At 74.5% G+C, this 19,702-nt stretch carries 19 protein-coding genes; 2 read left to right on the top strand and 17 right to left on the bottom strand.

What is annotated here, in order from left to right; genetic code table 11:
- Positions 1-142 precede the first annotated feature (142 nt).
- Positions 143-769 carry a DUF2269 domain-containing protein gene (locus ACFYWG_RS00465; RefSeq protein ID WP_389198257.1) on the top strand — a complete coding sequence of 209 codons (627 nt, stop codon included), beginning with the start codon at positions 143-145 and terminating at the stop codon, positions 767-769.
- 61 nt (positions 770-830) lie between these two features.
- On the opposite strand, the gene ACFYWG_RS00460 is transcribed toward ACFYWG_RS00465, so the two are convergent.
- The 13 genes from ACFYWG_RS00460 to ACFYWG_RS00400 form a co-directional block, all read right to left on the bottom strand.
- Positions 831-1,556, bottom strand: coding sequence for an indole-3-glycerol-phosphate synthase (locus ACFYWG_RS00460; RefSeq protein WP_389198255.1), 726 nt, complete (start codon positions 1,554-1,556; stop codon positions 831-833).
- A complete protein-coding gene (locus ACFYWG_RS00455; RefSeq protein ID WP_389198253.1) occupies positions 1,553-2,290 on the bottom strand; it encodes an N-(5'-phosphoribosyl)anthranilate isomerase in 738 nt (245 codons plus the stop codon). Before ACFYWG_RS00455 ends, ACFYWG_RS00460 begins: the two co-directional genes overlap by 4 nt.
- Positions 2,290-2,949 carry a transglutaminase family protein gene (locus ACFYWG_RS00450; RefSeq protein ID WP_389198251.1) on the bottom strand — a complete coding sequence of 220 codons (660 nt, stop codon included), beginning with the start codon at positions 2,947-2,949 and terminating at the stop codon, positions 2,290-2,292. The genes ACFYWG_RS00455 and ACFYWG_RS00450 overlap by 1 nt, the downstream gene beginning before the upstream one ends.
- Positions 2,950-2,983: 34 nt before the next feature.
- Entirely contained in the window at positions 2,984-4,123 is a 1,140-nt protein-coding gene (locus tag ACFYWG_RS00445; RefSeq protein ID WP_389198249.1) for an acyl-CoA dehydrogenase family protein, read from the bottom strand.
- On the bottom strand, positions 4,123-4,497 hold the full coding sequence (locus tag ACFYWG_RS00440) for an ectoine synthase (protein ID WP_389198247.1): 375 nt from the start codon (positions 4,495-4,497) through the stop codon (positions 4,123-4,125). The genes ACFYWG_RS00445 and ACFYWG_RS00440 overlap by 1 nt, the downstream gene beginning before the upstream one ends.
- Positions 4,494-5,486, bottom strand: a complete 993-nt coding sequence (trpA, locus tag ACFYWG_RS00435; protein WP_389198245.1) for a tryptophan synthase subunit alpha — start codon at positions 5,484-5,486, stop codon at positions 4,494-4,496. The genes ACFYWG_RS00440 and trpA overlap by 4 nt, the downstream gene beginning before the upstream one ends.
- Entirely contained in the window at positions 5,479-6,522 is a 1,044-nt protein-coding gene (locus ACFYWG_RS00430; RefSeq protein WP_389198243.1) for an anthranilate phosphoribosyltransferase, read from the bottom strand. Before ACFYWG_RS00430 ends, trpA begins: the two co-directional genes overlap by 8 nt.
- Positions 6,523-6,524: 2 nt before the next feature.
- The gene (locus ACFYWG_RS00425) at positions 6,525-6,788 is read right to left on the bottom strand and encodes an acyl carrier protein (RefSeq protein ID WP_389198241.1); all 264 of its coding nucleotides are present in this window, start codon (positions 6,786-6,788) and stop codon (positions 6,525-6,527) included.
- Position 6,789: 1 nt separating this feature from the next.
- Positions 6,790-8,307, bottom strand: a complete 1,518-nt coding sequence (locus tag ACFYWG_RS00420) for an AMP-binding protein (protein ID WP_389198239.1) — start codon at positions 8,305-8,307, stop codon at positions 6,790-6,792.
- A 189-nt stretch (positions 8,308-8,496) separates the two neighbouring features.
- Positions 8,497-9,819: a hypothetical protein gene (locus tag ACFYWG_RS00415; RefSeq protein ID WP_389198237.1), complete on the bottom strand. Its 1,323-nt coding sequence runs from the start codon at positions 9,817-9,819 to the stop codon at positions 8,497-8,499.
- On the bottom strand, positions 9,819-12,701 hold the full coding sequence (locus ACFYWG_RS00410; protein ID WP_389198235.1) for an SNF2-related protein: 2,883 nt from the start codon (positions 12,699-12,701) through the stop codon (positions 9,819-9,821). Before ACFYWG_RS00410 ends, ACFYWG_RS00415 begins: the two co-directional genes overlap by 1 nt.
- A 40-nt stretch (positions 12,702-12,741) precedes the next feature.
- Positions 12,742-13,566: an ABC transporter permease gene (locus tag ACFYWG_RS00405; protein ID WP_389198233.1), complete on the bottom strand. Its 825-nt coding sequence runs from the start codon at positions 13,564-13,566 to the stop codon at positions 12,742-12,744.
- On the bottom strand, positions 13,563-14,585 hold the full coding sequence (locus ACFYWG_RS00400) for an ATP-binding cassette domain-containing protein (RefSeq protein ID WP_389198231.1): 1,023 nt from the start codon (positions 14,583-14,585) through the stop codon (positions 13,563-13,565). Before ACFYWG_RS00400 ends, ACFYWG_RS00405 begins: the two co-directional genes overlap by 4 nt.
- A 135-nt stretch (positions 14,586-14,720) precedes the next feature.
- On the opposite strand from ACFYWG_RS00400, the gene ACFYWG_RS00395 reads away from it, so the two are divergent.
- Positions 14,721-15,026 (top strand): antibiotic biosynthesis monooxygenase family protein, encoded by a 306-nt coding sequence (locus ACFYWG_RS00395; RefSeq protein ID WP_389198228.1) that lies wholly within the window; start codon positions 14,721-14,723, stop codon positions 15,024-15,026.
- A gap of 78 nt (positions 15,027-15,104) precedes the next feature.
- On the opposite strand, the gene ACFYWG_RS00390 is transcribed toward ACFYWG_RS00395, so the two are convergent.
- The 4 genes from ACFYWG_RS00390 to ACFYWG_RS00375 form a co-directional block, all read right to left on the bottom strand.
- Positions 15,105-16,742, bottom strand: a complete 1,638-nt coding sequence (locus ACFYWG_RS00390; protein ID WP_389198226.1) for an FAD-binding oxidoreductase — start codon at positions 16,740-16,742, stop codon at positions 15,105-15,107.
- Positions 16,743-16,753: 11 nt separating this feature from the next.
- A complete protein-coding gene (locus tag ACFYWG_RS00385; protein ID WP_389198224.1) occupies positions 16,754-17,017 on the bottom strand; it encodes an acyl carrier protein in 264 nt (87 codons plus the stop codon).
- Between the two features lie 75 nt (positions 17,018-17,092).
- On the bottom strand, positions 17,093-18,361 hold the full coding sequence (locus tag ACFYWG_RS00380; RefSeq protein WP_389198222.1) for a ketosynthase chain-length factor: 1,269 nt from the start codon (positions 18,359-18,361) through the stop codon (positions 17,093-17,095).
- A complete protein-coding gene (locus ACFYWG_RS00375; protein WP_389198220.1) occupies positions 18,358-19,623 on the bottom strand; it encodes a beta-ketoacyl-[acyl-carrier-protein] synthase family protein in 1,266 nt (421 codons plus the stop codon). The genes ACFYWG_RS00380 and ACFYWG_RS00375 overlap by 4 nt, the downstream gene beginning before the upstream one ends.
- Between the last annotated feature and the right edge of the window lie 79 nt (positions 19,624-19,702).

The following is a 19,702-nucleotide window of genomic DNA, read 5'->3' as shown; positions in this document are numbered from 1 at the left end:
TGGCCGGTTGCATGCTGCCCAGCGTCGGGAACAGCGCTGGAGGATGCCCGGAGAGGCGGTGGACCGCCTCCAGCCCGCCTCGAGCGGCACACGGAAGCATCGGTTCGACCAACTCCTCCGAGGACGAAGGCGAGGCTGCGTTTTGTCCGCTCCCCAGAGCGCCGAGCGCCGGCACACCGAGGGCACGACCGCGCCCGGGAACACCAGCAAGCAGACGGCCGGGAAGGACCGGAAGAAGAACAAGCGATTCGAACTCAGCCGCCGCGCGCGCAGACTCACCCTGGCGATCCACGTCGTCACCTCCGTCGGCTGGGTCGGCCTGTCGCTGTCCATGGCCGTCCTGGCCCTCATGGGGTACACCACGGACGACGCGGCGGTCGCCAAGGGCGTGTACTACGCGATGTACGTGTTCGACGACACCGCCGTCACGGTGTTCAGCATCACCGCGGCCCTCTCCGGCATCCTGCTGTCCTGCGGCACGGCGTGGGGACTGCTGCTGCACTGGTGGATCGTCGCCAAGTGGGTCATCACCCTCTTCATGACGATCTTCGCGTGGTTCGTCATCCACCCGATCGTCATGGAGGCCACCGAGAACACCGCGGAGGCGGGCGGCGCCCCGCCGCGCCCCGGCTGGCCGGCGGACTTCCTGGTGTGGAGTGTGCCGCTGCTGTTCGCCCTGCTCACGGCCGCGGCGGTGATCTCCGTGTACAAGCCGTGGGGCCGCACGGCGCGAGGCCGCCGTGCCACGGCGCGCACCCGCCGCGCCTGACCGCCCGCCCGGACCCCGACGGGCCCGGCCCCGACAGGGGGCCGGGCCCGTCGGGGTCCGCTCACGCGGACCGCGTGACACCCGGGCCGGACGGGGGACACCCGCGTGCGGCGTCCAGGGCCGCACACCACTGCTCCGGGCTCGGCGCGCGCAGCAGCCCGGTACCGATGAGCAGGCCCTGGAATCCGCAGTCGAGCAGCCGTGCCGCGTCGGCGGGGTCGGCGATACCGCTGGCGCTGACCGCGCAGCGGGTGCCGGTGCCCAGGACGGGGGCCAGCAGAGCGCTGCTGCGGCCGAGGTCGCCGGGCGACCGCTCACGGGTGGCGATGTCCTTGTTGTTGACGGCGACCACGCACTCCTGCGCCCGCGGGACGCAGGCCGCCTCCGCCGCGTCGGCGATCTCCACGAACGGGGTCAGCCCCAGGCCGAGCGCATGGTCCACCAGCCGTGCCAGGACGTCGGCGGGCAACAGCTTCACGGTCAGCAGGACCGCGTGGGCGCCGAGTCGACGGCTGCGCTCCAGCTGCCGCCGGCTGGTGATGAAGTCCTTGCGCAGCAGCGGCAGGGAGGTGAGCGCGGCGACCTCGCCCAGCAGCTCCTCGCTCCCGCCGAACCAGCGGCCCGTGACCACCGAGACGCACGGCGCCCCGGCCTCCTCGTACCGGGCGACGACCTCGGCCACCGTGCGCGGGCCCAGCAGGTCGGTGCCGTCCGCGGACCGCCGCTTGACCTCCATGACCACAGGACGCGCCGCAGATCGCAGCGCCCCGGCGAAGTCTGCGCTCACGGCGTCCCTCCCGGCACTGTCGCCGGCACCGTCCCGGACGGTGCGTCCGGCGCTCCGCCGTGTGTCACGCACGGCCTCCAGGCACGGGTGACGGCCGCCGCACCGGCCGGGTCGAGCAGCCCGTCCCCGCCCCGCGCGGCGGAGTCCACGTCGATGCCGAGGAAACGGGGATGGGCGACGGCTGCGGCGAACCGGTCCCGGTTGTCCGCGCGCAGGCCGCCCGCGAGCAGGAAGGGACGCGCCATGCGGTCGGCCAGCGCCGTCACCGTGTCGGCGTCCAGGCTCACCGCGGTGCTGCCGACCCGTCCGCCGGCGGTGACCGCGTCGAGGAGGAAGCAGTCCGTGCCGGCCCGTTCGTACGCGCCGATCAACGGCGCCTCCACACAGCGCCCGCCCCGCACGTGCAGGACCTTGACGATGCGTACGTCGTCCGGGACGAGCGCGCGCAGCGCACGCACCGTGGCCGGCGGCTGGTACCCGTGCAGCTGGACCCACGACGGCCCGGCACCGCCGGTGAGCGGGGCCAGCGCCCCGGCGTCGGAGCCGAAGGTGACCAGTACGGCCTCCAGCCGTCCCGTGGCCCGCGCCTCGGCCGCCAGCTCCGCCAGCCGCCGCGCGGACAGGTCGGCAGGCCCGCCCGGGACGCCGTGCCACAGTCCGACGAGGTCCGCGCCCGCCGCGGCGACGCCCCGCACCTCGGCGCCGGTCGTGGCCCCGCAGAACTTGACCAGCACTAGGCCGCCGCCTCGCGCTCGAGCGAGCCTTCCGCGAACCGTGCCGCCTCGCCCGCGAACAGCCGGGGATGCGCGGCCCGCAGGCCGGCGATCACGAAGTCGTAGGGGAAGTCGTCGAACTCGCCGTGCTCGCGCAGGAACTCCATCTGGCGCCGGCCCTTCAGGTCGAAGGGGTGGTGGAGACTGTCGGCGGTGCCGTCGAAGTCGAGGGGTGCCATCCGGTACAGACGGCACAGGGTCTTGTTGAAGACCGGGGTGGCCCTCACCCACCGGCCGTCCAGCCGGAGCGCGGTCAGGCCGTGCTGGTGGAACACGTCCCCGCCCAGCAGCCGCTTGAGCCGATCGGACGCGAGATGGTTGCGCACGTCGGTCAGGACCAGGCGGGCCGGGATGCCGAGGGAGCGCAGCGCGGCCGTGTACAGCACCGACTTGTGCAGGCACATCCCGGAGCCGGCGCGCACGACGCTGCCGGCGCGCAGGCCCTCGCGGGAGAGGTCGGCGCCGTAGACCTCGTAGCGGATGCCGTCCCGTACGGCGTAGTAGAGGGCCACCGCCCGCTCGGTCGGGGTGGCCGCGGTGGCCGGCAGGGCCCGGTGGACGAACTCCCGCACCTCGGGGCTGTGATGGTCGATGAACTCGGTTGCTGCCAGGGCGGTCATGATGGTGTGTTCCGCTTCCGTCGGGTGTCGGGGCTCAGAGGCCGAGCAGCGAGGCGAGGCGGTTGCGCTGGATCTCGGAGGTGCCCGAGTAGATGGTCCCGGCCACCGCGTTGCGCAGCTCCTTCTCGATGCCGTACTCGGCCATGTAGCCGTTGCCGCCGAAGATCTGCACGGCGGCGAGCGCGGAGGCGACGTTGGCCTCGCTGGTGACGAGTTTGGCGATCGCGATGTCGCGGGTGACGTTCTCCCCGGCGGCCATCTTGCGGGCGGCCGCGTACAGCCAGTGCCGGGCGCTCTCCACCCCGATCTCCATGTCCACGATCTTGTGGGACACCGCCTGGTAGGAGCCGATGGGCTGCCCGAACTGGGTACGGGTGCGGGCGTACTCCGCGCACCGCTCGACGCGGTCGCGCATCTCCCCGGCGTTGATGACGAAGGAGCACAGGATCTCCCAGCGCATCACATGGTCCAGGACCAGGAAGCCGCCGCCGGGCCGGCCGACGACCTGCGCGGCCGGGACCCGGCACTGGTCGAGGTACAGCTCGCACAGCGGAGAGGTGCGCAGCCCCATCTTCGCGACCGGCCGTCCCACGGACAGGCCCGGCGTGTCGCGGTCCACGAGGAACGCGGTGACGCTCAGCGGTCCGGGACGGTCGCTGGTGCGGGCGTAGACGGTGATCACGTCGGCGACGGGGCCGTTGCTGACGAAGGCCTTGCCCCCGGTGAGGACGAAGTGGTCACCGTCCCGTTCGGCCCGGGTCCGCATCGCCAGCGCGTCCGAACCGCTGTCGGGTTCGCTGATGGCGTGGGCCCCGATCAGGTCGCCGGAGCACAGCCCGGGCAGGTAGCGCTCCTTCAGCTCCCGCGAGCCGAAACGGTGCAGGGGCACCCCGGTGCTGACCAGGTGGCTGCAGACGGAGAAGTTCAGCCCCGCGTCGCGGCAGCCCCGGCCCAGGCCTTCCAGGACGTACATCGTGGTCAGCAGGTCCTGACCGAGGCCGCCCCACTGCTCCTCGAAGGGCAGGCCGAGGATCCCCGTCGTGCGCAGCAGGTCCCACTGCGCACGGGGGAAGGCGGCGTCGGCGTCACGCTCGAGGTGCCCGTCGTTGAGCTTGTCCAGCAGCGGAGCCAGAGCCTCGCGCAGACGCCGCTGGTCGTCGGTCCAGGTGATCATCAGTACTGGGAGAAGCCGGACGCGTCGAGGTTGTGGCTCTCGTCGCCGCGCAGCGCCGGGGTGAACATGCACACCAGGCGCAGGTCCTGGTCCGGGTCGGCGACCAGCCAGTGCGCGTCGTGCTGGTCGAGGGCGTAGAGGGTGCCCGGGGTGATGGGGTGGGAGTTGCCGCTCATGTCGACGATCTCTCCGCTCCCCTCGATGCAGTAGCAGGCCTCCAGGTGACGGCGGTACTCCAGCCGTGACTTGGTGCCGGCCCGCACGATGGTGTCGGTGACGGTGTAGCCCAGGCCGTCCGACTCGGTGAGGAAACGGCGGCTGAGGCCGTTGCCCCAGTCGACGCAACGGACGCTGTCGAGCCTGCGAACGATCATCTGTCCCATCCTTCGTCGGTGCGGTTCGGGGCGATCGGGCGGCGCAGTTCCGCCACGAAGGAGGCGAACTCCTCCACGGGGTCACGCCGTCGGGTCAGGGCCTGTTCGATGCGGGCCACGCCGGCACTGCCGACGACGGCGGCGTCCGCGCCCAGCTCCTCCAGCGCGGCGATGTCGGCCCGGGTACGGATGCCGAAGCCGACGGCGACCGGCGCGCGGGTGGTGGCGCGCAGCGTGGCGAGGGTCCTGGCGAGCCGGTCGCGGTCCGGTGCGGCGGTGGTGCCGCTGCGGCCGTAGTGGGCGACCAGGTACAGGTAGGCGGAGGCGCGTGCGGCGGCTTCGGCCACGGTGGCCGGGCCGGACACGGCGTAGCAGGTGGTGACCAGCGGCAGCCCGGCCAGGCGGGCGGCCTCGTGGTGGGCGGTCCGCAGCCGGGGCGGCAGTCCGTGCAGCAGCAGTCCGTCACAGCCGGCGCCGGCGACGGCGCGCGCGAAGTCGCCCAGGTCACGGTCCCGGACGGTGTGGCTCCAGTCCGCGAGGAGGGCGATCCGCAGCCGGCGCAGCCCGGGCCGGACGGCCGCCACCGCGGCGAGCACGGCCTCGCAGGTCACCCCGCCGGCCAGCGCCCGGTCCGCGGAGCGGCGGATCACCGGACCGTCGGTGACCGAGTCGGGGAACGGCACGGCCAGTTCGAGGCAGTCGACGTCGCTGTCGTCGAGCATCGCGGCGAGTTCCGGCAGCCGTGCGAGCGGCGGGTCGCCGGCGTTGACGAACACCGCCAGCCCCGGCCGCCCGGGCCGCCGTCGGGCGAAGAACCCCGAACGCGGGGCCGGCGCGGCGGACGGCGGGGACGCGTCGGCCCCGTCGCGGCAGGAGGCCAGGCACAGCGCCGCCACGCCCGGCACCGCGGCCGGGGCCAGTCCCGACAGGGGCGGGGGAGTGGGCACGTGCGCCGGTCCGGGGGAGACGGTCAGGGGACCTTCAGGCATGGGCCGCCTCCCGCGTGCGCAGCCGGTCGACCAGCGCGAGCGCCGAGCCGTCGTGCAGCGTGGCGTGCGCGGCGCGCAGCGCCTCGTGCCAGTCGCCGGTGAGCCGGCCCGCGACGGCGAGCCCGGCGGCGTTGAGGCAGACGGTCTGCGTCGCCGCCGGGCCGCCGCGCCCCGACAGCACGTCCGTGAAGAGGTCCGCGGCACCCCGCACCCCGGCCTTTGCCGGGGCCAGGTCCGCCATGCGGCCGGCACCCAGTCCCAGCGCCCCGGGAGAGAGCGTGAACTCCTCCTCGCCGCCCGACTCGTACGCCAGCACCCGGTTGACGGTGAAGGCGAGCAGTTCGTCGGCGCCGGCGTCGTTGTCGGCCAGCCACACCGTACGGCCCGTGGCGCGGGAGACGTGCTCGGCCGCGTGCCGCAGCATCCGCAGCGCCTCGGGGCGGGACACCCCGGTCACCTGGGCGCGCACCGGCACGTCGGCCAGGAACGGGCCGAGCGTGTTGACGACCGGCCCCAGCCGGCGCAGGTCCAGCGGTACGACGGCCCGGGCGAGCAGCGCGATCTCCGCCGGGTACACGAAGGTCCCGGCGAAGGCGATGCCGTGGCGCCGGAGGGCCTCTTGGGCGTGCTCGTACGACGTGGCCGGCTCGATGCCGAGTTCCTGGAGCAGGTCGAGGGAGCCGCAGCCGCTGGTCCAGGCCCGGGAGCCGGTCTTGACGACCCTGACGCCCATCGCCGCGGCCACGAAGGCGGCCGCCGTGGAGATGTTGAACGTACGCGGCCCTCCACCGGTGCCGACGATGTTGACCGCGCCGGCGAACGCGTCCGCCGGGCGGGCCGGCCGGCGCTCGGCCAGCGAGTCCAGGAGCGCGACCAGCGTGGCCCGCTCGGGCATCCGGGTGGACAGGGAGGCGAGCAGTGCCGTGGCCTCGCCGCGGCGCAGGTCACCGGTGTGCAGGTCGTCCCAGAAGGACCGCCACACCGGGAGCTCCACGGGACGGTCCCGGCCGATGAGCGAGACGACGGCCTCGTGCATGGCTACGCGGCCCCCGCGTGCTCGCGCGGCGCGTCCGCGAGGAACGCGGCGATCGCCGCGACGGAGGTGAAGGCCTCCGGGTCGAGGTCGACCGCGTCCGTGTCGACCCCGTGGCGGTCCTCCAGCCAGGCGATCACCTTGAGCAGCCCGAGACTGTCGATGACACCGCCCGCCATGAGGTCGAGGTCGTCGGCCAGCTCGTCCGCGCGCACGTCCGGCAGGAACTCCCCGACGATGAACTCCTTGACGGCCTGGGTGTACTGCATGTCAGTTCTCCTTGGTGAAGTGGGCAGAAGCGACCCGGTCGCGGTCGACCTTGCCGGTGGAGGTCCTGGGCAGCGGAGCGTCGACGATCCGCAGGCTGGAGGGGACGGCCGCCCGGGGCAGCCGGCGGGCGAGGTGCCCGCGCAGCGTCAGGCTGTTGAGGGCCGACCCCGGCGCACGCCGGACGACCGCGTGGAGCAGCCGTCCGGCCACCGGGTCGGGCAGGGCCAGGACGGCGGCCTCGGTGACCTCGCCGTGGCCGAGCAGGACCTGCTCCACCTCCTGGGCGTTGACCCGCACCCCGCGTGTCTTGACCTGGAAGTCCGTGCGTCCCTCGAGGAAGAGGGAGCCGTCCGCCCGCCGGCGGACCAGGTCGCCGGTGCGGAAGTAGCGCCGGCCGTCGTCGTGCGCGGGATGCGGCACGAAGACCTGCGCGGCGGCCGCGGCTCCCAGGTAGCCGGGCGTCTGGAACGGTGTGGAGACGAGCAGTTCACCGGTGCCGGGGCCGTCCAGCGGGACCCCGCCGGCCGTGACGACGAGCGCGTCGACGCCCGGCAGCGGCCGGCCCAGCGGCAACGGGCCGCCGCCCGCGGCCTCCTCGGCGGACACCTCGTGCACGAAGCTGTCGTTGGTCTCGGTGCACCCGTAGACGTTGTGCAGCCGGGCGGCGGGCAGCAGGGCGGGCAGCCGGGCGAGCAGCGGCCCGGGGACGGCGTCGCCGGTGACCATGGCGTGCCGCACGTGGGGCAGGACCGTCCCGGCGCCGTCCGCGGCGTCGGCGAGCAGCCGGAAGAACATGGGTACGGCCTGCACGACCTCGACCCGGTGGCGCACCAGGAGGCCGAGCAGGCGGGGGCCGTCCAGGGCGTGATCGGGGTCGACGAGGACGACGCGGCCGCCGTGGGCGAGGGTGGCCCAGACGTCGAGCAGGCACAGATCGAAGTTGAGCGGCGCGTAGTTGAGCACCACCGTGTCCGGGCCGATGCCGAAGGCCCCGGCCGCCCAGCCGGTGAAGGCGTCGACGGCTCCCGCGCCGAGCGGGACGATCTTCGGCAGTCCGGTGGAGCCGGAGGTGGTGAGCAGCAGGGCCGGGAGGCCGGTGGCAGGCGCGGGGGGCGCCGGGGTGCCCGCGTCCGGGAGCCCGGCAGGCTCGCACGGCCGCAGCACCTGACGTGCCCCGGCCTGTGCGTACAGCCGGTCCAGGGCGTCCTGCCCGAGCGTGGCGGCGGGCAGCAGCACCGGACGCCGCTCCAGCAGGCAGGCCAGGACCAGGGCGATGGTCGCCGGGGACTTCACGGCGGGAACGGCCACCGGGGCGTCGCCCGGCAGGCGTGCGAGGCGGTCGCGCTCGCGGGCCGCGCGGTGCAGCAGCGCCCCGTAGCTGATCTCCTCGTCCCGCCACACCAGCGCCGTAGCGTGCGGAGCCCGTCGCGCCTGTCCGAGGAGGCCGTCGAGCAGGGTGTGGCGGCGTGTCGTGCTGCCCGCCGACGTCCCGGGCACCGTGCCTGCGCTGACGCTCAAGGCCCCTCCCCGTCTCCCCGTCGCCACGCGTTCCGCAGCGTCGGTCCCGATCATGCTGGCGCGCTCTGGAGCATCGATGGATTACCGCTGCACCGTGCACCCGTACCGCGTGCGGCCCCACGGGGAGGGGACCGCGGCACGCGCGGGGCCCCGTCACCACCCTGGTGACGGGGCCCCGGTGCGGCTGTCTCAGCCGTCGGCCAGCTCCACGAGCACGTCCGAGGGGTCGCTGTGCGGCGGCCCGGCCGGCCACCACCCGTCCGGCCGGCGGCGGTAGGGGTACCACCGCCCGTCCCGGCCCAGGCGCACCTGGATGCCCTGCGCGGCGGACGTCCAGTGGTTGTCCCGGACCTCCAGTTCCGGCAGCTCCTGGGCCTCCCAGCCCGCGAGGAGCACGGCCCGCGCCCGGGCCGTCTCCTGCGCGGACGGCGACCAGACGTGCTCCAGTACCTCCAGGCCCGCGGCCCCGCCGGTGCGCCAGGCAGCGACCGCGCGGTCCAGCTCCTGCGGCGGCCTGCCGCAGGTCTCGCGCAGCCGCTGCGCGACCCGGGGATCCGGGTGGACGGCGGCGATGCGCACGGTGTCCTGCCACAGGCCGAGGGGCGGAGCCGGCTCGGCGGTCAGCCCCAGGGCGTACGCCAGCAGGGACCGGGCCCGCACGGCCGCGTCGGCGACCAGCTGCTCCAGCGGGTCGGCCTCGATGCCGGTGACCGGCTCGCCGGTGGCGGCCGGCGCGGCGGGCAGCGGCGGCAGGGCGGGCAGCGCCGACGGGTTCCGGGCCCACGCGGCGACCGGGTCCATCCCGGGCAGCGGGCCGTTCGCCACGGAGCCGGAGTCCCCGGACCGCCCGGACTCCCCGGCTCCCTCGGATTCCCCTGCTGCGCCGTCCGTGCCGTCCGGCTCGTCCGGGCCGTCCAGGTCCGTCATGGCGCGCAGCAGCAGCTCGGCCTTCAGCTCCTCCACCGCCTCGCCGGCGTCCCTGCCCCGCGCGAGCATCAGCAGCCACGGGTCCGCGTCCAGCAGCCACGACACCTGGTAGCACAGGGCCGTGGCATGCGGACACGGATGGTCGAGGGCGTCGCAGTCGCAGTCCGCGTCCAGATCGCCGTACCCGGGCAGAAGCCCCACCCGGGCGTCCTCCCCGGCCTCCAGGAGGTCCTCGGGGAGCTCACCCGCCAGCAGGGCCTCCGTCTCGGCCGGCCGGCCGGCGGTCTTCTCCCACAGCAGGTCCCACTCCTGGTCGTCCAGTTCCCGCAGCGTCACCACGGTCGTGTACGCGTCCTCGCCCCCGTACACCTCCGCCGAGATCCGCCCCGGGCTGACGGTGATCGGGCCGATCCGCCCGCTGCGGGCGAAGGACCGCCCCTTCTTCAGCGGCTCCTCCTCCGGCCAGGTCTCCTCCACGGCCCCGGTCCAGGCCCTGGCCCAGAACGACTGGCCGCGGGCGCGGCCGCCCTTGCGGGCGGCGAAGGCGGGAAAGCCCCGGGCACCCCGGTCCTGTGCTTCGGCCATCACTCGCTCCTCAGCTCGACCAGGCCGGCCAGCTCGTCGTCGGTCAGCTCCGTCAGCCTCTGCTCGCCGGTGCCGAGAACCGCGTCCGCCAGCTCCTTCTTCGACTCCAGCAGCGCGGCGATGCGGTCCTCCACGGTCCCCTCGGCGATCAGCCGGTGCACCTGCACCGGCTTGGTCTGACCGATGCGGTAGGCACGGTCGGTGGCCTGGGCCTCCACCGCCGGGTTCCACCAGCGGTCGTAGTGCACGACGTGATCGGCCCGGGTGAGGTTCAGGCCGGTGCCCGCCGCCTTCAGCGACAGCAGGAACACCGGTACCTCGCCGTCCTGGAAGCGCTGCACCAGCTCCTCGCGCCGGGCCACGGGCGTCCCGCCGTGCAGCAGCTGCGCGGGAACGCCCCGCTCGCGCAGATGCCGCTCCAGCAGCCGTGCCATGGCGACGTACTGCGTGAACACCAGCGCGGCCCCGTCCTCGGCGAGGATCGTGCCGAGGAGTTCGTCGAGCAGTTCCAGCTTTCCGGAGCGGCCCGTGAGCGCCGCGTTCTCCTCCTTGAGGAACTGGGCGGGATGGTTGCAGATCTGCTTCAGCCCGGTGAGCAGCTTCAGGACCAAGCCGTTGCGGGCGATGCCCTCGCTGCCGCGGATCCGGGCCATCACCTCCTTCACCTGCCCGCGGTACAGGGCGGACTGCTCGTCGGTGAGCGAGACCGGCCGGTCCGTCTCGGTCTTGGGCGGCAGTTCCGGCGCGATCCCCGGGTCGGACTTGCGCCGGCGCAGCAGGAACGGGCGGACCAGTCCGGCCAGCCGCCGGGCCGTGGAGTGCTCCCCGGTGCCCTCGGCGCGCTCGGCCTCGACGGGCGCCATCCAGCGGCGGCGGAACTCGCCGTACCCGCCGAGCAGTCCGGGCGTCGTCCAGTCCAGGACCGCCCACAGCTCGGAGAGGCTGTTCTCGACCGGTGTACCGGTGAGCGCGATCCTCGCGTCGGCGGGGATCAGCCGCAGCGCCTTCGCGGTGCCCGAGTGCGGGTTCTTCACGTGCTGGGCCTCGTCGGCGACGACCATGCCCCAGCGGTGCCCGGCGAGCCTGTCCGCATCGAGCCGCATCGTGCCGTACGTGGTCAGGACGAACCCGGTGTCCGCGCCGTCCAGACCGCGCCCCGGGCCGTGATAGCGGCGCACGGCCGTGCCGGGGGCGAACCTGCCCACCTCCCGCTGCCAGTTGCCCATCAGCGACGCGGGGCAGACGACGAGCGTCGGACCGCGCGTGTCCGCGTGGTCCTGGCGCAGCAGGTGCAGCGCGATCAGCTGGACGGTCTTGCCCAGGCCCATGTCGTCGGCGAGGCAGCCGCCCAGGCCCAGCGACGTCATCCGGTCCAGCCAGCGCAGTCCGCGCAACTGGTAGTCGCGCAGCGTGGCGGCGAGCGCGGCGGGCTGGCGGACGGGTTCCCCGCCGCCGTCCGGGTCGGCGAGGCGGGCGCGCAGCGCCAGCAGCCAGGGGGTGGGAGCCACCGGCACCTGCTCGGTGCCGGCCCGCGCGTGACCGGTCAGTGCGACGGCGAGCGCCTCGATCGCGGTGAGCGAGGCCACCTTCGGCTCGCGCGCCTTGCGGGCCAGGCCCGCGCCGACCAGGGCCCAGTCGCCCCGCAGCCGTACGACGGGCCGCCCCGTGGCGACCTGAGTCCGCTCCTCGTCGGTCAGCGGTTCACCGTCGAGTTCGAGTTGCCAGCACAGGTCGACGGTGCCGTCACCGCGGAAGAAGGAGCGCATGTCGGCGGGCGGCGCGAGGCCGGCGCCGAGGACGGCGCGGGCGGTCGGCGAGCGGTGGGCGTCCCCGGGCCAGAGCACGTCGATGCCGTGGGCGCGCAGCCGGGCCGCGCCGTCGTCCAGCAGGTCGGTGACGTCCCGGTCGGACAGGGCCAGGGCGCGCGGGACGGGCAGCAGCCGCTCCAGCGGTTGCCACACGCTCGCGGCCCGGCGCACGGCCCGTACGGTGTCGGCCTGGGCGCGCGGGCCCAGGGCGTGGTCGGCACTCTCGAACAGCTCGCCCGCGTCGAGCGCCAGGGTCGGGTCGGCCAGGCTGTGGGCGCGGGGAACGAGGCGCAGCTCGGGCGGGCCGCCGGGAGCGCGGTCGCCGCCGGTGCCCCCGCCGTCCGGCCCGCCGCCGGTCTCCTCGCCGGCCCCCGCGAGCTCCACCCGCAGGGACACCCGCACGCCCGAGTCGAGCCCCGCCGAGATCTCCTCCGCCCAGGCCCGCAACCGGGGCACGTGCTGGGGCTCGACGGCGGCGAACGCCGCCCGGCCGGTCGCCGCGTGCGCGGCCGGCGTGCGCGGCAGTGTGTCCGCGACGGCGTTCAGGAACTCCCGGACCAGGCCCTCCGGTTCGGCCATCCGCACCGCGGCGCCCCTGCTGCCCGCCAGGGCGGCGGCGTAGGCCTCGGGCGGCGCGGCACCGGCCAGTTCTCGCACCCGCCGCACGTCGTCCAGATCCAGCGGGCCGGTCCGCCAGGCGTCGTAGCCGCCCGGTGTGACGCCGGGCAGCAGCCGCTCCCGGGCCGCCAGGTGCAGGGCGATCCCCGCCGCCACGCCCCAGAACGCGGCCGCCGGATGGGCGCCCGAGTCCGGCCGGGCGGCGCGGGCCAGCACCGGCAGCGCGTCGGCGACCGGCAGCCGGACGGCCGCGACGGTACGGGTGACGGGCGTGCCGTCCTCGACGGTGACGACGTCCACGGCACCCGTCTCCCCGTCCACCGGCCGCGCCGGCCCGCCCGGCGGGTCCCAGAACACCACCGTGCCGGCGCGCGGCGGGTCGGCGGCCTCGAAGAGCACCGCGCACCGCGTGAGATCGTCGGCCTGCGCGCCCGTCACGCCCGTCATCACTGCCATCTCCCGTGTGGATCCTCTCCGTTCGCCGGCGTGGCCGGCCTCAGCGGCCGAGCCGCTGGTAGCGTCGCACGGACAGCGGGAAGAAGATCGCGAAAATGATCACCGGCCACACCACGCCCATGACAATGGCCTGATCCGTCGCCCAGGTCCCGGTGTCCCAGCCGGGGTTGCCGAACAGCCGCCGCGCGGCCGTGACCGTCGCCGACAGCGGGTTCCACTCGGAGACCGCGGCGAGCCAGCCCGGCATCGTGCCGGGCGAGACGAAGGCGTTCGACAGGAACCCGAGCGGCCACACCAGGGTCTGCACGGCGGTGACGGCGGCCGTGTCCGTGAAGACCAGCCCCAGGTAGATGCCCACCCACAGCAGGGCGAAGCGCAGCAGCAGGAGCAGGCCGACGGCGCCGAGCGCCGGGCCGAGCCCGTTCTCCGCGCGCCAGCCGACGGCCAGGCCGCACAGGATCATCACCGTCAGGCCGAGCACGGAGTTGAGCATGTCGGCGATGCTGCGTCCGGTCAGCACCGCCGCGGAGGAGGTGGGCATCGCGCGGAACCGGTCGGTGACGCCCCTGGCGGCGTCGCTGATGACGGCCAGCATCGTCACCTCGATGCCGAAGACCATGGTCATGGCGAACATGCCGGGTACCAGGAAGGCGCGGTAGTCGCCTCCCCCGGGCACCTGCATCGCCCCGCCGAACAGGTACCCGAACATCAGCACCATCATGATCGGGAAGAGCAGGCCGATGACGACCGGCGCGGGGTTGCGGGCCCAGTGGGCCAGCGAACGTCCCGTCAGGACCCAGGAGTCGGCGAGGAGCCAGCGGGCGCCGCCCGTCCCGGCCGTGGGCTGTGTCGTCGCGGTGGTCACACCGTCACCTCGTCCCTGTTCCCGGCACGGGCCGCGTCCTTCGCCGCCTCGCCGCTGTCGTTCCCGTCCGTACCGGTGAGGTGCAGGAACACCTCGTCCAGGGTGGGGCGGCGCAGCTGGATGTCCTCGGCCACCACCCCCCGCTCCCCGAGCGCGCGCACCGTCTCGGTCAGGGCGGCGACACGGTCGCGGACCGGGGCGTCCACGCGCCGGTTCTCCGGGTCGGTGTCGCAGTCCCGGCCGGTGACACGGCTGAGCACCTCGGCCGCGGCGGCCAGGTCACCGCTGTTGCGGACCGTGACGTCGATCCGGTCGCCGCCGATCGCCGACTTCAGCTCGTCGGGGGTGCCCTCGGCGATCACCCGCCCGCCCGCACCGGCCGGCGACGCGATGACCGAGATCCGGTCGGCGAGCTGGTCCGCCTCGTCCAGGTACTGCGTGGTCAGCAGGACGGTGGTGCCGTCCTCGACCAGCGAACGCACCGCGGCCCACACCTCGTTGCGGCTGCGCGGGTCCAGGCCCGTCGTCGGCTCGTCGAGGAAGAGCACGCGCGGTGCGAGGATGAGGCTGGCCGCGAGGTCCAGACGCCGTCGCATACCGCCCGAGTAGTCCTTGACGGGCTTCGCGCCCGCGCCGGCGAGCCCGAACCGGGCCAGCAGCGCCTCCGCGCGCTCGGCCGCCGCCCGCTTGCCCAGGTGGTACAGCCGGCCGAACATCACCAGGTTCTGCCGGCCGCTGAGCACCTCGTCGACCGCCGCGTACTGCCCGAGCAGCCCGATCCGGGCCCGCACCTTCGCGCTGTCGCGGTCCACGTCGAAGCCGGCGACCTCGGCACGGCCCTCGTCGAGCCGGGCCAGCGTGGAGAGGATGCGCACCGCGGTCGTCTTGCCCGCGCCGTTGGGGCCGAGCAGCCCGTGCACGGTGCCTTCGGGCACCCGCAGGTCGAACCCGCTCAGGGCCGGGGCGTCGCCGTACCGCTTGCACAGGTTCTCGGCGAGGATCGCGTGTTCGGATCCCATGGATGTCCTTCCCGGGAATGGAGGAAACGTGCTGAACAGCGTCGTACGCCCCGCTCGCTCCGCCTTCGAGTCCGGCTCGATCCGGGCGCGCAAGCGTCGGGGGGGTCAGCACCTGTCCACGGCTCGGAGGACCACGTGGTCACCTTCATCAACCGGTTCACGGTCACCGGTCCCCCCGACGAGTTCGAACGGCTCTTCGAGGAGACCTCGGCCTTCTTCCGCGACCGCCCCGGATTCCTGCGCCACCGGCTGGTCCGCCACACGGAACAGCCCGGCAGCTACGTCAACATCGCCGAGTGGGCGGACGCCGAGTCCTTCCGCGCGGCCGTCACCCACCCGGACTTCGCGCCGCACGCCGCCGCACTGCGTGCGCTGAGCACCAGCGTGCCGCACCTGTACGCGCCGGTGATGGAGCGCGAGGCCGCCGCCGCCGACCGCTGAGCGGCACCGCGCGACGCCCGAGCGGGCGGCCCCCCGACGGGGGGCCGCCCGCTCGGGCGTCTGCGGTACGCGCGGGCCTCAGCGGGCCGCCCGCACGGACAGTGCGTGGTGGAAGACGTCGCGCGGGTCCCACTTCGCCTTGACCGCCTGCAGCCGGCGGTAGTTGCCGCCGTAGTACAGCTCGTGCCACGGGACCCCGGAGGTGTTCCACTTCGGGTCGGCCATGTCGACGTCGGGGAAGTTGATGAAGCAGCCCTCGTTGCGCGCACCCGGCGCCGGCACCCCGCCCGTGTCCCGGTAGACGCCCGCGTAGAGCCGGCGCAGCCAGTCCACGTTCGCCCCGTCGTGCTCCGGGTCCTGCCAGGTGTTCATGAACAGCGCCTTCAGCACCGAACCGCGCTGCGCCGACGCCGTCGCCGACGGGGCGACGGTGTTGACCCGTCCGCCGTACGACTGGATGGACACCGAGCTGGAGTCGTTGGTGTGCTCCGTGCTGCCCAGGAAGTCGTGGAGGACGTCGCACTGCTCGTCCGTGAACGCCCGCCGCAGATGCGCCGACTTGATCTTCTGGCGGCCGGTCTCCGTGTCCTGCGCGCCGGCCAGCGCCTCCACCGATGCCAGCCACGGCAGCTTCTCCGGCGGCGGGGCGTACGCCTCGACCCCCACCCCGGCGCCGACGGCGTCGATGTGGTCCTGCAGCAGACGCTCGGCGTCGGGCAGGGTCGCGTCCAGGTGGGTGAAGGCGATGGCGGCCAGACCCTGGTCGTTCTGCCCCTGGTGGCCGAGCAGCACCAGACCGCTGAACAGCCCGGTGTACGGGGAGCCGGGGCCGCTGTTGCGCTCGTGCCAGCGCCCGTGGTTGCCCACCAGCGTGCGGAACGCGCTCCGGGTCATGCCCTCGCGCGGGAACATGACACTGGCGGCGAGCACGCCGGAGTGCGGGCGCGGCAGCGCCCGGGCGGGGTCGGTGCCCCGGGCGGACGGCGAACGGAACCAGTAGCGGGTCACCACACCGAAGTTGCCGCCGCCGCCACCGGTGTGGGCCCACCACAGTTCCCGGTTCGGGTCGCGGGCGTCCCGGGTGGCGATGACCGCGCGGGCACGGCCCGAGGCGTCGACGACGACCACCTCGACGGCCAGCAGGTGGTCGCTGGAGATGCCGTGGCGCCGGGACAGGGCGCCGTAACCGCCGCCCTGGACATGGCCGCCGACGCCGACGGTCGCACTGGCGCCGCCCGGGAGGGTCACACCCCAGCCGTAGTACAGCGTCCGGTACAGGTCCATGAGCCGGACGCCGGCCCCGACCTCGAAGGCGCCGCGCGCCGCGTCCCAGCGGACGGTGTCCATGCCGCTCAGGTCGATGACCCGGCGGACGGACGGGTCGCCCACGAAGTTCTCGTAGCAGTGGCCGCCGCTGCGCACCGTGACGCGCTTGCCGTCCCGCACGGCCTCGCGCACGGCCCGCACCACCTGCTCGGTGGTGGTCGCCAGCAGGAAGGACTCGGGACGGGCGGAGAACCTCTTGTTGCTGCCGCGGACGGCGAGATCGGCGTAGCGCGGGTCCGCCGGGCCCACCTCGAGGAGGCCGGGACCCGCAGGGGCGGCGGCAGCGGGGGCCGCCGCCGCGGCGGATCCCGTGGCCGCCGCGGCGGTGCCGGTGGCCGCCGCGGCGGCGAGGGTTCCCGTGACGAAGCGCCTGCGGCTGGGAGCGGTCATCGCGTCCCCGCTCAGACCGCCGCGCGCTCGGAGAGCGCCCGGTTGACCAGCTCGAGGTACTGGCGCGGGGTCTCCGCCTCGTCGATGGCCTCCTCGTCCAGGAGGACATCGAAGTCCCGCTCGATGCGTCCGGTCGTCTGGAGCACGGCCAGCGAGTCGTAACCGAGTTCGGGGAACGGGACGTCCAGGATGTCGCCGTCCAGGTCGACGCCTTCCTCCTCGCCGGCGCACTCGCGCAACAGGGCGGTCAGATCGTTGAGTTCGAGCCGGTTCACGGCATACCTCTTTCTTCGGTGAGGACAAGGGTGGGTGTGTGCCGGGTACGCGCGCGCCGCCGCGGCGGTGAGCGGTCAGGCGCGGACCACGACGGCGGAGTTGAAGCCGCCGCGCCCGCGCGCCAGCACCAGCGCGGTCCGCAGCTCCACGCCGCGGCGCGGCGTACCGGTCACGAGATCCAGGGGGCAGTCCGGCGCCGGGCCGCGGGTGCCGGTCGTCGGCGGGATCACCTGGTCCCGCAGCGCCAGCAGGGCGGCGGCCAGGTCCAGCGAGCCGCCGCCGGCGGCGAGCCGGCCGGTCATGCTCTTCGGCGCGGTCACCGGAACGCCGCGCTCACCGAACAGCTCGCTGATCGCCCGCGCCTCGGCACGGTCGGCCGCCCGCTCGCCGGCGCCGTCCGCGAAGACCACGTCGACCTGGTCCGGCCGCACCCCGGCGTCGGCCAGGGCCAGCTCGGCGGCCGCGCCCAGCCGCGCGCCCCCGCCCGTGTCCGGGGCCGGATCGAAGGTGGACGCGTACCCGGCGACCGTCCCGTACTCCCGGGCCCCGCGGGCACGGGCCGCGTCGGCGTCCTCCAGGATCAGCAGGGCGCCGCCCTCGCCGGGGACGTAGCCGTCCGCGTCCGCGGCGAACGGCAGGAAGGCGCGCCCGGGGTCGTCGCTGACGCTGATGCGGCCCTCGGCCAGGTGCGCCGCCCACGCCCACGGGCACAGCGCGGAGTCCACCGCGCCCGTGACGACGAGCGAGGCGCCCCTGCGCAGCTGGCGGCGGGCCTGCCCGACGGCGTCCAGTCCGCCCGCCTGGTCGGACACGAGCACTCCGCTGGCGCCGCGCAGACCGTGCCGGATGGAGATCTGGCCGGTGTTCACCGCGTAGAACCAGGCGAAGGACTGGTAGGCGCTGACGTGTTGGGCGCCCTTGCTCCACAGCGCCTGCAACTCGCGCTGCCCGAACTCGAAGCCGCCCGCCGAACTCGCGGTGACCACGCCCGCCGCGTACTCGGGCAGCGCGGCCGGGTCGACGCCGGAGTCGTCCAGGGCCTCCTCGGCGGCCGCCAGTGACAGCCGGGTTACCCGGTCGGTCTGCGCCAGCAGCCGGCTCGGGACGTGGTCCTCGGCGACGAAGCCGGGCACCTCGCCCGCGAGCCGGGCCGGGTAGCCGGAGGCGTCGAAGAGGGTCGGCCGGCCGATGCCGCTCTCGCCGCGCAGTACCGCGGCCCACCAGGCCTCGGTACCGAGGCCGTTGGGGGCGACGGCCCCGATGCCGGTGACCACGGCACGGGTGCGGGCCGGTGCGGCCGGCCGGCGGTCGCCGGTGCGGTCGAGCAGGGACGTGCCGCTCATGCGCTCACTCCCAGGTGCGGGCGGGTCAGGACCATGGCGCTCTGGAAGCCGCCGAAACCGCTGCCCACGGTGAGGACCGTGTCGGTCCGCTGCTCGCGTGCCACGAGCGGTGTGTAGTCCAGGTCGCAGGCGGGGTCGGGTTCGTGCAGGTTCGCCGTCGGCGGTACGACGCCGTGCTCGATGGCCAGGGCGCTGGCGGCCACCTCGAGGGAGCCGATCGCACCGAGCGAGTGCCCGATCATCGACTTGATGGAGCTGACGGGTATCTCGCGGGCACGGGCGCCGAGAGCGCGTTTGAACGCGGTCGTCTCGTGCCGGTCGTTCTGCTTGGTCCCCGACCCGTGGGCGTTGACGTAGTCGACGGCCGCGGGGTCGAGCCGGGCCTCGTCCAGGGCCGCGGTGATGGCCTCGGCCATCTCCGTGCCGTCCGTGCGCAGACCGGTCATGTGGTAAGCGTTGCTGCGGCTGGCGAAGCCCGCGATCTCGGCGTACACGTGCGCGCCGCGGCGGCGGGCGTGCCCGTACTCCTCCAGGACCAGGACGGCCGACCCCTCACCGAGCACGAACCCGTTGCGGGTGCGGTCGAAGGGCCGCGAGGCCGTCTCCGGCTCGTCGTTGCGGGGGCTGGTGGCCTTGATCGCGTCGAAGCAGGCCAGGGTGATGGGGGAGATCGGTGCCTCGGTGGCCCCGGTGACCATGACCTCCGCGCTGCCCTCGCGGATCAGCTCGACCGCGTGGCCGACGGAGTCCAGGCCCGAGGTGCAGCCCGTGGACACCAGCGAGACCGGTCCCTGCGCGCCCACCGTGTGGGCCACCTCGACGGCCAGCGAGCTGGGCACGAAGTAGTCGAAGAGATGGGCCACGGCCCGGGTGTGGTCGACGAGCCAGTGGGCGCCGTTCTCGCTGACCGCCGCGTACTCGACGTCCAGACCCGTCGTGCACCCGACGGCGCTGCCGAGCGTGACCCCCGTCCGCAGCGGGTCGAGCCGCCCGTCCAGTCCGCTGTCGGCCAGCGCCTCGCGGGCACTGACCACCGCGAACTGCGCGGCGCGGTCCAGCTCGTCGGCCTCGGCCGGGCTGAAACCGTGCGCCTCGGGCGCGAAGTCCACCTCGGCGGCGATCCGCGAACGGAACCCGGCCGGGTCGAAGAGGGTGATACCACGGGTGGCCGTCCGGCCCGCGGTGAGCCCCGACCAGAAGTCCTTGGTACCCACACCGCCCGGAGCGACCACTCCGATACCGGTGATCACAACCCGTCTCATCGGCTGTTCCTCACAGTCGTCCTCCAGGTGTCACGGCCACCTCGGCTACCGTCCGAGCGTCGCCGACGGCCCTGGAGAA

It is taken from the genome of Streptomyces sp. NPDC003456 (assembly GCF_042878735.1).
Taxonomy (GTDB): Bacteria; Actinomycetota; Actinomycetes; order Streptomycetales; family Streptomycetaceae; genus Streptomyces.
Note: the sequence above shows the minus strand (reverse complement) of the source record. Positions and strands in the feature narration are given on the sequence as shown.